Origin of the sequence: Paraburkholderia acidipaludis NBRC 101816 (assembly GCF_000684975.1) — a bacterium.
Lineage (GTDB): Bacteria > Pseudomonadota > Gammaproteobacteria > Burkholderiales > Burkholderiaceae > Paraburkholderia > Paraburkholderia acidipaludis.
Genome location: NZ_BAXZ01000001.1, coordinates 116,851 through 129,988 on the forward strand (window position 1 = coordinate 116,851; position 13,138 = coordinate 129,988).

A 13,138-nucleotide genomic window follows, 5' to 3' on the forward strand; every position below is an offset into this window, starting at 1 on the left:
CCATTTTCAGTGACAGCGATTATTGCCGCGCCACGCCAGTGCCGATCGGCGGAGTAAGGCGGAGAAACGGGGGTATTTCAGGGGAATGGGCGGGCGGGTCCGGCGCGGGGAGGAACCGCGCCACCCGCCGGGCGGCGGGTGGTGAAGGGTATAGCCGGAAAGGGGGAAAGACCGGAAGGCTAGAAGGCGACGTAAGGCTGGGCGCCGCCCGTCGCCGTCATATCCTGGCCCACGTAGATATAACGGCCGTAGAAGAACGGCAGGCCGAGATCGAGATCCGGCAGGCCGCCGAACTGCCCGGCGAGATCGTTGAGGGCGAAATTGCCGTTGGTGCCGTTGGTGCCGAGCAGCGTCGCCGCGCTGACCACGCCGAAGCTCGTGCTGCCGCTGGAACCGTCGGTGCCCGCCAGAGCCGCGCTCAAGGTCTGCGAGCTCGACGCGCAGTAGAACGTCCCCAGCACGCCGCCGCACTCGGGCAGCGAGCTGTCGTTGAAGAACAGCGCATTTGACCCCGAATCGATGAAGGTGGTCAGCGTGCGGCCGTTGAAGCTGCCGGCTATGTCGCCCGACGTATTGGTCTGGAAGCGTTGGGACGCATTCAGGGCATTGTTCGACTGCGTGCCGATGCCGAACACGAGCGTCCCGCTGCCCGCGGCCGCGCCGCTATAGGAGACGGGCGCCATCTCCACGATCACGCCATTGTTGTCGGCGGCGAAATGCGGAACCGGGTTGGCCACCTGAGCGGTCGTCGCGACCCCCGTGGCGCTGCAGCTCGAACCGCTTGGGCAAGAATAGTAGAAGCTCCCGCTGGCGCTCTCGCAAGCCGAGCCGCAATCCCAGGGCGACACGCCGATGCCGAGAATGCCGTTCGCGCCGAGGTCGCTCGCCGTGCTCTGCTGAATGCCGCCGCCGGCGCAGCTCGACGGCACGTTGGTGGTGCCGAGGTCGCCGATCACCTGGATCGGGATGTTGCTCGCGGTCTCGCCGCCGATCTTCACGTCGGCGCTGCGCACGGTGCCCCAGGTGTAGCCGTCCGCAAATGACGTGCATTCGGCGAGCGTGCCGCCGCTGGCCGTGTTGAGGGGCAGCGTGTTCAGCAACGCCCCCAGCGCCGACGACACGATGCGCAGCCCATACGACGCCGTATCCACCTGGACGTTGTTGACGGTCGTGCAGTTGCTGCTGCCGCTTACGCAGATCGTGACGCTCACCGTGGGAATGTTCGGCACGCCCGCCACCCCGCTGTTCACGGTGATGGGCACGGTGTTCGAGGCCGTTGCCGCGATGGGTTGCTCGCTCGGCAGGGGCGGCAGCGCGGACGTGTCGACGCTGCTGCTGCTGCCGCTGCTACTGCCACCGCTGCTGCCGCTACTGCTACTGCTACTGCTGCTGCTTCCTCCTCCGCCACCGCCGCCGCAGGCCGCGAGGCAAACGGTCAGCGCAAGGAGCGGAAGCAGGGTGCCGCGCCGCAGCCCCGGAAGAAAGGAGAAGCGGAATCGTTGTGCAAGCATGATCACGTGCTGTCTCCCTGGGTCACTGGATGTCGCTGGCGCCGACGCCGGACGGCAGGCTGCCCGGCAGCCACGCTTGCCCCGAGAAGGAGCCCATGTGCCCGCCGGAGTGCACGACGAGGCCCGACTGCTCGACCACGCCCGGGCCATGCATGAAGCCCGCCGCGCGGTTCGCCTTCACGCCCGCCACGTACTGCGGAAAGTAGCTGCCGAGCAGTTCGGACAGGTTGGGCATTTGCGGGCCGTTCCAGGCGACGCCGAATACGCTGCCCGCCTGCGAGACATACTCGCGCACGACCGTGCCGTTGGCGAGCGTGGTCTGTCGGACCGTATAAGAAGCGGCAGCGGCGGAAGATCCCGTCGCGCTGGCCTCGACGGCCTGCCGCGCCGCGGCGCTGGTGCCGGCGCTGCCGGCCTGCGCGGCGGCGTTGCCGAGCGTGCTGACGGTGGCGCCCGCGGGCGTCGTCATGGGCGCGCTGCCGAGGCCGGCCATGGCCGGCTGGGCGCAAACAAGCGCGATGGCGCCGGTCAGCGTCAGCGCGGCGAGCCGCGCGCCGGCAGCCCGCGCAACGTCATACGAAGCATTCGAACCAAAGGCAGCCATACCCCTCCCGATCGGTAGCTGGCTTCGCGGCGGTCGCACCGCGGAAAGCGGCGGATGTCGCGGCGCAGCACAAACGATCGCCGCCGCATCTCGGTCCGCCGGCGCCAGTATGCCAGCCCTGGATTACAGCAAGCTCGATGCCCGTGCGCCGGGTTGCCGTCTCGTGCAGCCGTTTGAGTTCGGCTAAAAACCGAGGCTGGCGAGCAGATCGTCCACCTGCCCCTGGTCCTGCATGACGTCGGCCTTGCCTTCGGGATTGATCTGCGGGCCGTTCAGGAGCGATTCGGGGCTGCCGGTCGAAGAAACGGCCAGCGACGCGACCGCCGCCGCAACCTGTTCGCGCCGCTCCGGCACGATGTTCTCGACCAGCACGCCCAGCAGTTGCTGCTCGATCAGGTACACGACGTCCATGATCTTCTTGATCACCTGGCCGGTGAGATCCTGGAAGTCCTGGGCCAGCATGATCTCCAGCAGGTGCTGGTTCGTGGCCGTGGTGGCCTCGGGCACGCCGCCCAGAAACGCGCGCGTGTCGTCCATCAGCGCGCGCACTTCCTCGCGGCCGATCGGCGCGTCGTACCACGTCGACCAGCGCTCCGAAAGCGTCTTCGCGTCGCGCTCGAGCTGCTCCTGCATCGGCTTGGCGAGCTCGATCGCCGAAAGCACGCGCTCGGCGGCCTGCTCGGTCATGTTCGCGACGTAGCGCAGGCGGTCGCGCGCGTCGGGCACGGCTTCCGCCGCGCGTTCCACGTGCTTGTCCAGGCCGAGCTCGCGCATCGAATCGCGCAGCGTGCGCGTTACGTGGCCGATGCGCGCGAGGATGCGGTCGCTGCTGGCGTACTCGTCGGCGTGCGCGCCGCCGGCCTCTGCGCTGATGGGCTCGTTCACGTCAGCTCCCGGCTTTGGCCATCTTCTCGAGGATCTTGTTCAGCTTTTCGTCGAGCGTCGCGGCCGTGAACGGCTTCACCACGTAGCCGCTCGCGCCGGCCTGCGCCGCCGCGATGATGTTCTCCTTCTTCGACTCGGCCGTCACCATCAGCACCGGCAGATGCGTGAGGCTCGCGTCGGCGCGGATCTCCTTGAGCATCGCGAGACCGTCGAGATTCGGCATGTTCCAGTCGGAGATCACGAACTCGTAGCTGCCGCTGCGCAGGCGGGCGAGGCCTGCTGCGCCGTCTTCGGCTTCGTCGACGTTCGAGTAACCCAGTTCCTTGAGCAGGTTGCGAACGATCCGGCGCATCGTCGGAAAGTCGTCCACCACCAGAATCTTCATTCCCTTGTCCATCTCGTTTCATTCCTCCAGGCTAAACCCGGGCAATTATCCAGACAAGCACGGCGCCTATCCAGATAAATTAATCGCGATCGATCGCGCCAACGTTTTACGTCGCCACGATCTCTCGAATCGGGATTCCGGCGGCGCGCTCCCGCTGCGCCCCGCCCTTCTTTCTTACACGCGCTGGACGCGCTCGCCCATCATGGCGAGTCGCGCCATCACGCGGCGGCTCATGTCGGCGAGCGGCGAGATGTCGTCGGCGGCGCCCAGCGCAATCGCTTCGCGCGGCATGCCGAAGACGATGCAGCTCGCCTCGTCCTGCGCGAACGTGTGAGCGCCCGCGCGGCGCATCTCCAGCAGGCCCGCGGCGCCGTCGCGCCCCATGCCCGTGAGGATCACGCCGATTGCGTTCTTGCCCGCGTGCGTTGCCGCCGAGCGGAACAGCACGTCCACCGACGGGCGATGCCGGTTCACCGGCGGCTCGTCGGAGAGATGCGCGATGTAGTTCGCGCCGCTGCGCGCGAGCAGCAGGTGCGCGTGGCCCGGCGCGATGTACGCATGGCCCGGCAGCACGCGCTCGCCGTGCTCCGCTTCCTTCACGGTGATGCGGCACAGGCCGTTCAGGCGCTGCGCGAACGACTTCGTGAAACCCGGCGGCATGTGCTGCGCGATCAGCACCGCCGGCGCGTCGGGCGGCAGCGGCGTGAGCACTTCGCGAATCGCTTCCGTGCCGCCCGTCGAGGCGCCGACGATGATCAGCTTCTCGGTCGAGAGGAGCGGGTTGTTGAGCATCGGCGCCTGGCTCGCGCCGGCGGGCGCGGCATGAGCGCCGCCCGTTGCCGTGCCGGCAGCCGCCGCGGCGCCGGGAGCCGGCGCCGAGGGCGCGTGATGCGCGCGCACGCGGGCGCGCGCAGCGGCGCGCACCTTGTCGGCGAGCTTTTCCGCGTATTCGAGCATGCCGTCGCGAATGCCGACCTTCGGCTTCGTCACGAAGTCGACGGCGCCGAGCTCCAGCGCGCGCAGCGTGATTTCGTTGCCGCGCTCGGTCAGCGACGACACCATCACGACCGGCATGGGCCGCAGGCGCATGAGCTTCTCAAGGAAATCGAGCCCGTCCATGCGCGGCATTTCCACGTCGAGCGTGAGCACGTCGGGGTTGTGCTGCTTGATGAGTTCGCGCGCCACGAGCGGGTCGGGCGCGGTCGCAACGACTGTCATGTCCGGCTGGCTGTTGATGATTTCCGTCATCAGACTGCGAATCAGCGCCGAATCGTCGACACAGATAACCTTGATTTTTTGCACAGCGTTCACGCCTCCTCCACTGTCCTGGCGTTGTCTTGATTTGTATTGGGCCGCGACTGGCCGCTCGCGCCGAACAGCTCGATGCGGCTGCGCGCCGGCGCGGACGCGAGCTGCGAGGCCTGCGAAGCGCCTGCCTGCCCCGGCCCGGCGGCACGTCCAGCCCCCGGCGTGAGGCCGAACAGCTCGACGCGCTCGCGCGCCTTCGCGAGCCGTTCGGCGCGCGCCTCGGGCGTCTGCCGCGCGAGCGCCTGCTCGCGTTCGGTCACGCTCGAATCCTGCGAGAGACGCAGCTTTTTCACCATCACCTGGCCCGTGCGCGGCAGGAACGCCACCTTGCGCGGGTGCGAGCCCTGCAGGTCCTCGGCGACGATGCGGATGTTCTCCAGCGCGAGATAGCGCCGCACGAAGGCCGAATTGCGGTCGCCGATATTCATGGTCGTCATGCCGGCCAGCACGGCCGCGCCGCCGAACACTTTCGCCTCGAAGCGCTCGCGCCGGCCGCCCGCCTTGATGAGCTCGTTGATGAGCACTTCCATGGCGTAGGCGCCGTAACGCATGGCGTCGGATGCCGCCTGGGCGACGTCGGCGCCGTCGTCGGGCAGCATGAAGTGGTTCATCCCGCCAATGCCGGCGGTACGATCCTGGATGCACGCGGCCACGCACGAGCCCAGCACGGTCACGAGCACCATGTCCTCGTTCGTCGTGAAGAACTCGTTGGGCAGCAGCTTCACGCCGGGGCGGTTAAAGTGCGTGTCGAAGTAGCGGTTCGTCGCGATCGGAAGGCTGGCGCTCATGCGGTCGCTCCGATCCTGTCGTCGACGCGGCCTGCGGCGGCGCCACCGCTGTTGCCACCGCCGTTGCCGTCCACGCGGCGGCTGCCGCGCGTCAGCTCGTACACGGTCTGTCCGCGCAGCCTGAAGGCCTGCGTGACATACGTGAAGTTCTCCGAATGTCCCGCGAACAGCAGGCCGTCCGGCTTCATCAGCGGCTCGAAGCGCGAAAGCACCTGCCCCTGGGTCGGCTTGTCGAAGTAGATCATCACGTTGCGGCAGAAGATCGCGTCGAACGTCTGGCGCAAACCGTAGTCGGCGTCGGTGAGATTGAGCTGCTCGAAGCGGATCATCGCGCGCAGTTCCGGGCGCACTTTCACGAGACCCGCGTGGCCGCCCGTGCCCTTCAGGAAGAAGCGCTTCAGGCGCTCCGGCGTCAGGTGCTTCACCTGGTCATACGAGTAAATGCCCGCTTCGGCCTTGGCCAATACCTGGGTGTCCAGATCGGTGGCGAGCACGCGCGCCTCGCGCGCGCCGCGCTCGCCGAGCGCTTCGATCAGCGTCATCGCGATCGAGTACGGCTCCTCGCCCGTCGAGGCCGCCGAGCACCAGACCGAAACCGGCTGCGAGCCCGGCGCAGCCCGGCGCTTCACGAAGTCCGCCAGAATCGGAAAGTGATGCGCCTCGCGGAAGAACGCCGTGAGGTTCGTGGTGAGCGCGTTCGTGAACGCTTCCCACTCTTCGGCATCGTTGCGCGATTCGAGCTGGTCGAGGTAGTCGCGAAAGCTTTCGAGGCCCAGCGCGCGCAAGCGCCGCGCGAGACGGCTGTACGCCATGTCGCGCTTGTGGTCCGAGAGCGAGATGCCCGCGCGCCGATGAATCAGCGCGCGAATGCGCTCGAAGTCCGCCGTCGTGAATTCGAAGTCGCGGTTGCTCTCGCCGGGCAGGCCGGGCAAGCCGCCAGCCTCGGCGGCGTCCGGCTTCAGCCCGGCGCGATCGCCGCGCCCGTGACGGGAAAAACGCAGGCCTTTCATGATGCTGCGCCCCCCTCGTGCCCGGCCGCACGCGTGCCGGTGCGCAATGCGTGCAGCGCGGCGGGCGCGGCGGCCAATTTCCAGGCGGCCGCGCGGAACGACTCAATCCGTTCTTGTGCGCTAGTGTGCATTGCGATGACTCGTCAGCTCGTCGGTCCTAGAACGTTTCCCAGTCGGCATCGTCCGAAGACGTCGACGACACCACCGGTTCCACGCGGGCTGCAGCCGCCTTCGGCGCCGCTGCTGCCGGCCTGGCCGCATTGGCCGCATTGGCCGCATTGGCCGCATTGGCCGCATTGGCCGGTTTGGTCGCGCCAGCAGGCTTGGCCAGCCTGGCCGCAGCCGCCGCGCCGACCGGTTCCGCCGCCTTGGCCGGCGCCGCGAGGGCAGCCGGCGCGCGCCTGACAGGCGCCGCCGCGGCAGCGATGGCCGCCGTGCCCGCAACCGCGTGGGCGGACGGCAATGCCGCCGGCCGTGCCGCCGCGCTGCTCGCGCCACCCGTGCGCCAGATGCCGAGCACCGACTGCAGCTGGCGCGTCTGCTCCTCCAGCGAGGCCGCCGCCGCCGCGGCCTCTTCCACGAGCGCCGCGTTCTGCTGCGTGACGGTGTCCATCTGCGTGACGGCGCGGTTGACCTGCTCGATGCCGCCCGACTGCTCTTCGGAGGCCGCGCTGATCTCGCCCATGATGTCGGTCACGCGACGCACGGCCTGGAGAATCTCGTCCATCGTGGTGCCCGCGCGGCCCACCAGTTCCGAGCCGCTCTGCACCTTCTGCGCCGAGTCGTTGATGAGCTCCTTGATCTCCTTCGCGGCGCTCGCGCTGCGCTGCGCGAGGCTGCGCACCTCGCCCGCCACCACCGCGAAGCCGCGGCCCTGCTCGCCCGCGCGCGCGGCTTCCACCGCCGCGTTGAGCGCGAGGATGTTGGTCTGGAACGCAATGCCCTCGATCACGCTGATGATGTCGACCACCTTCGCCGAGCTGGCCGCGATGTCCTGCATCGTGTGCACGACTTCGCCCACCACCTCGCCGCCGCGCGTGGCGATGTCCGAGGCGTTCACGGCGAGCTGGCTCGCCTGGCGCGCATTGTCGGCGTTCTGCTTCACGGTGCCGGTGAGCTGCTCCATGCTCGAGGCGGTTTCCTGCAGCGACGCGGCCTGCTGCTCGGTGCGCTGCGAGAGGTCGGTGTTGCCCATGGCGATCTCGCGCGCGCCGACGTCGATCGAGCTTGCGCCCATGTTCACGGCGCTCACGAGCTTCACGAGACTCTCCTGCATGCGCTTGATGCCGGCGAAGAGATGCCCGATTTCGTTCTTGCTGTAGACCTCGATCGGCTGCGCGAGGTCGCCTTGCGCGATGCGCTCGAAGCAGGCCGTGGCGTCTTTGAGCGGCTGCACGATGAGGCCGCGCAGCGCGAAGCGGATCGCGAAGACCATCAGCAGCGCGATCACGACGAGGCCGCCGATCAGCATGCGCATGAACGCGATCTGCGAGCGCGCGCTTTCTTCGCGCGACGCGGCGCCGTCCTGCAGGCCCTGCGCGAGCGGCTCGGCAACGTTGTCGTAGTCGACGAACATCGGGCTGATCTTCGTGTCGGCGATGGCGTGATAGGCCGTGAGGTCGTTGCCGCGCAGCGCCGCGAACTCGGGCTGCACGCCGTCCTGCAGGAGCCCCGTGCGCTTTTGCGCGAGCGCGTCGAGCGAGGCGGCGTCGAGGCCGTTCTTCGGCGCGGCCTGGAAGGCCTTCCAGGCGTCGTTGCTCTTCGCGAGCAGCTCGTCGGCGCGGTCGAGCGCTTTCTTCGCGTCGTCGGCCTGGTTCGCCGCGGCGAGCGCGCTGACCCGTTCGAGCGAAACGCGCGAGCGCAGCAGATACGACGAGGCGTCGTTGAGCGAGCGCATCGCGACCAGATCGCCGCGCGCGATCGCGCCAAGCGAGTCGCTTGCGTTGCCGAGCGCGACGAGCCCGAGCGAGCCGACCACGATGGTCAGCGCAACCAGAATGACCCCGACGCCCGTGAGCGTGGCGCGGATCGACCACTTGTGCAGCATCTCGATTGCTCCTGTCCTGTACCTGATCACCGGCGGGGCCCGCAAGGCGGCTTTGCCGCTCTTGACGGCGGCTTTCCGCTCTCCCGCGCTGGGCCCTTCACCCGAAGGGCCACCCCCGATAACCGTTCGCGATCGTTATCCAAGCATCTCGATGAGCGCCATTTCGCGGCTCGTCATCAGCTTTTCGATATCCATCAGAATCAGCATGCGGCCTTCCACGGTGCCGAGGCCCGTGAGGTACTCGGTCGTGAGCGTCGCGCCGAATTCGGGTGCCGGCATGATCTGGTCCATCTGCAGCGTGAGCACGTCCGAAACGCCGTCCACCACCATGCCCACGACGCGGTGCGCCACGTTCAGGATGATCACGACGGTCTGGTGGTCGTACTCCACGCGGCCGAGGTGGAACTTGATGCGCATGTCCACGATCGGGACGATGATGCCGCGCAGATTGATGACGCCCTTGATGAACTCGGGCGCGTTGGCGATGCGCGTCACGCTTTCGTAGCCGCGAATCTCCTGCACCTTGAGGATGTCGATGCCGTACTCTTCCGCGCCGAGCGTAAAGACGAGGAATTCCGCACCGCCCGCGTCGGCCTGCTGCGCGTCGCGGCGGTGCGCGCCGGCGCCATGAATGGATTGGACTTCTGCCACGTTAGCCCCTGAACAGTTGGGAGAGGGTTGGGATAAAGCGCTGCTTGAGCTTCATACGGTCATGCGGTCATGCGAATTCGGCGAACGCGCCCGCCGCATGGCTCACGCTCGAGGAAACCCCGTGCGTTGCGCGCGTTTCGCGGTTCAGCGCGGCCACGTCGACGATCAGGGCGACGCTGCCGTCGCCGAGAATGGTCGCCGCCGAAATGCCGTGCACCTTGCGGTAGTTCGTTTCGAGGTTCTTCACCACCACCTGCTGCTGGCCGACCAGTTCGTCGATCAGCATGGCGAAGCGTCGTCCCTCGGTTTCCATGATGGTGACGATGCCCTGCGTCGGTTCCGTGCGCGCGCCTTCGACGTTGAACACGTTGTGGAGCGCCACGAGCGGCAGGTATTCGCCGCGCACGCGCACCACGCGGTCGCCGTTGGTGACCGTGTAGATGTCTTCGTGGCGCGGCTGCAGCGACTCCATCACGAAGTTCAGCGGCAGGATGAACACCTCGTTGCCGACCTTCACCGACATGCCGTCGAGAATCGCCAGCGTGAGCGGCAGCACGATACGCGTGGTGCTGCCCTTGCCCGCGTGCGAAGTGATCTCCACGTGGCCGCCCATCGCCTGGATGTTGCGCTTCACGACGTCCATGCCCACGCCGCGGCCCGAGACGTCAGTCACCTGCTCGGCGGTCGAGAAGCCCGGCAGGAAGATGAGGTTCCACACTTCGTCGTCGGTCATGCTGTCGCTGACCTGCATGCCCTGCTTGGCCGCCTTCGCGAGAATCTTGTCGCGGCGCAGGCCCGCGCCGTCGTCGCTCACTTCAATGACGATGTTGCCGCCGTGGTGCGCGGCGGACAGCACGAGCTGGCCCGTGGCGTCCTTGCCCGCGGCGCGGCGCGCTTCCACGGTTTCGATGCCGTGGTCGAGCGAGTTGCGCACGAGGTGCGTGAGCGGGTCGATGATGCGTTCGATGAGGCTCTTGTCGAGCTCGGTGGCCTGACCGAACGTCACGAGCTCCACTTCCTTGCCGAGCTTCGCGGCGAGGTCGCGCACGAGACGCGGGAAGCGGCTGAACACGTAGTCCATCGGCATCATGCGGATGGACATCACCGATTCCTGCAGATCGCGCGCGTTGCGCTCGAGCTGCGCCATGCCGTTGAAGAGGCGGTCGTGCAGCGCGGGATCGAACGCGCTCGTGGTTTCCGCGAGCATGGCCTGGGTGATGACGAGCTCGCCCACCAGATTGATCAACTGGTCCACCTTCTCCACGCCCACGCGAATCGAGCTGCCTTCGCCCGCGGCGGCCGCGGCCGCCGGGCGCTTGCGCTCGGTCTCGGCGGCGGGGGCGCCGGCTTGCGGCGGCGCTGCGGGAGCGGCCGGAGGCGCTTCGGGCATGGCGGGAGCGACAGCCGCCGGCGCCACCGCGACCGGTGCCGGCGCTGCTGCGGCAACCGGGGCCGGTGCGGGTGGCGCAGGCGGAGCGGCCTCGACCACCGGCGCGGGCTGCACCGCGGCCGGTGCGGCTTCGGCCCCGCCTTGCGGCGCCGCGCCGCGGCCGATCGAGATCTGGCTCTCGTCGATCACGAAGCAGCACACGGCGATGATGTCGTCCGACGTCACGTCGGTTTCGAGCCAGAGCGTGATGTCGTCGCCGGTCTTCACCTGGCCCAGCACGCGGCCCAGGTTGCCGAGCTCCTCGAGCAGCAGATCCTGATCCTTCGCGTCGACGCGGCGCAGCGTGATGCGCAGATGCGGGCCTTCCGCCGCGCCGCCCGCTGCGCTCGCACCGCTCGCGTCCGGTCCCGGCGCGGCCGCGATCGCCTCGTCGACGACATGCTCGGGCGCGCCCGAAGCCGCAGCCCGGGCCGAAGGCAGGTTCGCCTCGAAAGCGGCTTCGAGATCGGCCTCGGAGTCGGGCTCGGCCGCGCTTGCCGCGACAGGCGCGGGCGCAGCCACGGGAGCAGGCGCCGGCGCGGGAGCCGCCAGGCCCCGGCTTTCGGCATAGAGCTGCTCCAGCTTGGCGCGCATGGCCGCGGCGACGGCCGCGTCGGGCTCGGCGCTCGCGCGGTAGTCGGCCAGCTGTCCCGAAAGCACGTCCTTCGTTTCGAGGAACGTGTCGATCATGTCCTTGCGCAGCACGAGTTCGTTGTTGCGCGCGCGGTCGAGCAGCGATTCGAGGATGTGGGTGGTTTCGGTCAGCGCGGTAAAGCCGAACGTCGCCGCGCCGCCCTTGATCGAATGCGCCGCGCGAAAGATCGCGGCGAGATCCTCGGGATCGGGACGGCCGACGTTCAGATTCAGCAGGAGCTGCTCCATCTGCGCGAGCAGCTCGTCCGCCTCGTCGAAGAACGTCTGGTAGAACTGAGTGATGTCGAGTGTCATGCCTCTGTCACCGCGATAATTGCCTGTTTGGGGTGCCGATGCTGTGGTGTCATGTGCACGTCAAGCGCGCGCTTCGCCTAGCGCGCTCGTCAGATCGACGAGCAGCTCCGGGTCCACCGGTTTTTCCAGCCAGCCCGTCGCGCCAGCGTCGCGCAGGGCCACCTTGAAGGTTTCGTCCGATTCCGTGGTCAACACGAGGATGGGCGTTTCGAGGTACGAAGGATTCGCGCGCAGCTTGCGGATCAGGTCCAGCCCGCTCATGCGCGGCATGTGCAGGTCGGTGAGCACGAGGTCGAAGCACTGCGCGAGCGCGTGCTCCAGCCCGTCTTCGCCGTCGTTCGCCACCGTCACGTCGTAACCCGCCGCGCCCAGCGCCGCCTGCAGGATCTCCCGCATGGACGCCGAATCGTCGATCGCCAGAATGTTCCTGATCATCCGCTCCTCACTCGCGCTGTTTGTGTTGCCGCGCCTTTAGTGCGCCATCTGCGCCGTCTGCGCCGTCTGCGTTGTCTGCGCCGGCCCCGTTCCCCCCACCGGCGCTGCCACGGGCGTGAGCCGCACCGGCGCGCTCACGCCTGCCGGCGGCAGCTTCGCCGGTGTCGCCGTGCCCGGCGCCAGCATCGGCAGGAGCGGCTTGCCCGAACCGGCTGCGTCGTCGGAAAGCGTCGTGGTGGTCGAGTCGTCGTGCATCAACGCGTCTTCCGACTTCTTGTTCAGCACGATGATGCTGATGCGCCGGTTCTCCGGGTCGAGCGGATCTTCCTTGTTCAGGTTCTGCGTCGACGCGAGACCGATCACGCGCATCACCTTCGCTTCGTCCATGCCGCCCGCAATCAGCTCGCGGCGCGACGCGTTCGCGCGGTCGGCCGAAAGCTCCCAGTTGCTGTAACCCTTCTCGCCGCCTGCGTAAGGCACGGCGTCGGTGTGGCCCTGCACGATGATGCGGTTCGGCACGCCGTTGAGCGTATTGCCGATGGCCTGCAGAATGTCGCGCATGTACGGCTCGACCACGTCGCGCGCGGTCGCGAACATCGGGCGCTTCTGCGAATCCACGATCTCGATGCGCAGGCCCGTGAGCGTCGAGTCGATGCGGATCTGCTGCTTGTACTGGCGCAGCACCGGGTTCGCCTCGATCGCGGCCATCAGCTTGATCTGCAGGTCGTGCAGGCGCGCCTGCTCCTGACGTTCGAGCGAGCCCTTCAGCTGCTTCATCGAGTCGTCTTCGTTCTTCGAGGCGGTGTGCTCCGCACGCGCGGTGGAGCCGTCGGTCTGACGCGTGACGCCGTCCTGGTCGGTGGAGATGTCGCGCCCGCCGCCCTTCACGATGCTCGAATCCGTCGAGCTGCGGTCGCCGCCCCACAGCGTAACCTTGAGCGGCTGGTTGAAGTACTCGGCAATGCCGTGCAGCTGCGTGGTGGACGCCGAGGAAAGGAGCCACATCAGCAGGAAGAACGCCATCATCGCGGTCATGAAGTCCGCGTAGGCGAGCTTCCATGCGCCGCCGTGATGGCCGCCCTTCGCGGGCGCGGCCTTCTTGACGACGATCGTGCGGTCCTTGTCCTTGCTCATCGC

At 68.0% G+C, this 13,138-nt stretch carries 12 protein-coding genes; all 12 read right to left on the bottom strand.

Annotated features, from left to right (window positions below):
- Window positions 1-179: 179 nt before the first annotated feature.
- The gene (locus BAC01S_RS00555) at window positions 180-1,511 is read right to left on the bottom strand and encodes a DUF3443 domain-containing protein (protein WP_043200726.1); all 1,332 of its coding nucleotides are present in this window, start codon (window positions 1,509-1,511) and stop codon (window positions 180-182) included.
- Between the two features lie 22 nt (window positions 1,512-1,533).
- On the bottom strand, window positions 1,534-2,115 hold the full coding sequence (locus BAC01S_RS00560; RefSeq protein ID WP_027793017.1) for a DUF2844 domain-containing protein: 582 nt from the start codon (window positions 2,113-2,115) through the stop codon (window positions 1,534-1,536).
- A gap of 183 nt (window positions 2,116-2,298) precedes the next feature.
- On the bottom strand, window positions 2,299-3,000 hold the full coding sequence (cheZ, locus tag BAC01S_RS00565; RefSeq protein ID WP_027793018.1) for a protein phosphatase CheZ: 702 nt from the start codon (window positions 2,998-3,000) through the stop codon (window positions 2,299-2,301).
- A gap of 1 nt (window position 3,001) precedes the next feature.
- Window positions 3,002-3,397 (bottom strand): chemotaxis response regulator CheY, encoded by a 396-nt coding sequence (gene cheY, locus BAC01S_RS00570; RefSeq protein WP_027793019.1) that lies wholly within the window; start codon window positions 3,395-3,397, stop codon window positions 3,002-3,004.
- Between the two features lie 162 nt (window positions 3,398-3,559).
- Complete coding sequence (locus BAC01S_RS00575; protein ID WP_027793020.1) at window positions 3,560-4,687, bottom strand: protein-glutamate methylesterase/protein-glutamine glutaminase; 1,128 nt, start codon at window positions 4,685-4,687, stop codon at window positions 3,560-3,562.
- A gap of 5 nt (window positions 4,688-4,692) precedes the next feature.
- Window positions 4,693-5,481 (bottom strand): chemoreceptor glutamine deamidase CheD, encoded by a 789-nt coding sequence (cheD, locus tag BAC01S_RS00580; protein ID WP_027793021.1) that lies wholly within the window; start codon window positions 5,479-5,481, stop codon window positions 4,693-4,695.
- On the bottom strand, window positions 5,478-6,491 hold the full coding sequence (locus tag BAC01S_RS29855; RefSeq protein WP_043200676.1) for a CheR family methyltransferase: 1,014 nt from the start codon (window positions 6,489-6,491) through the stop codon (window positions 5,478-5,480). Before BAC01S_RS29855 ends, cheD begins: the two co-directional genes overlap by 4 nt.
- Before the next feature lie 157 nt (window positions 6,492-6,648).
- Window positions 6,649-8,538, bottom strand: coding sequence for a methyl-accepting chemotaxis protein (locus tag BAC01S_RS00590; RefSeq protein ID WP_027793022.1), 1,890 nt, complete (start codon window positions 8,536-8,538; stop codon window positions 6,649-6,651).
- A gap of 135 nt (window positions 8,539-8,673) precedes the next feature.
- Window positions 8,674-9,189: a chemotaxis protein CheW gene (locus BAC01S_RS00595; protein WP_027793023.1), complete on the bottom strand. Its 516-nt coding sequence runs from the start codon at window positions 9,187-9,189 to the stop codon at window positions 8,674-8,676.
- 67 nt (window positions 9,190-9,256) lie between these two features.
- Window positions 9,257-11,566 (bottom strand): chemotaxis protein CheA, encoded by a 2,310-nt coding sequence (gene cheA / locus BAC01S_RS00600; protein WP_027793024.1) that lies wholly within the window; start codon window positions 11,564-11,566, stop codon window positions 9,257-9,259.
- A 60-nt stretch (window positions 11,567-11,626) separates the two neighbouring features.
- Complete coding sequence (locus BAC01S_RS00605) at window positions 11,627-12,001, bottom strand: response regulator (protein ID WP_027793025.1); 375 nt, start codon at window positions 11,999-12,001, stop codon at window positions 11,627-11,629.
- A 36-nt stretch (window positions 12,002-12,037) separates the two neighbouring features.
- The gene (gene motB / locus BAC01S_RS29860) at window positions 12,038-13,135 is read right to left on the bottom strand and encodes a flagellar motor protein MotB (protein ID WP_084168081.1); all 1,098 of its coding nucleotides are present in this window, start codon (window positions 13,133-13,135) and stop codon (window positions 12,038-12,040) included.
- Between the last annotated feature and the right edge of the window lie 3 nt (window positions 13,136-13,138).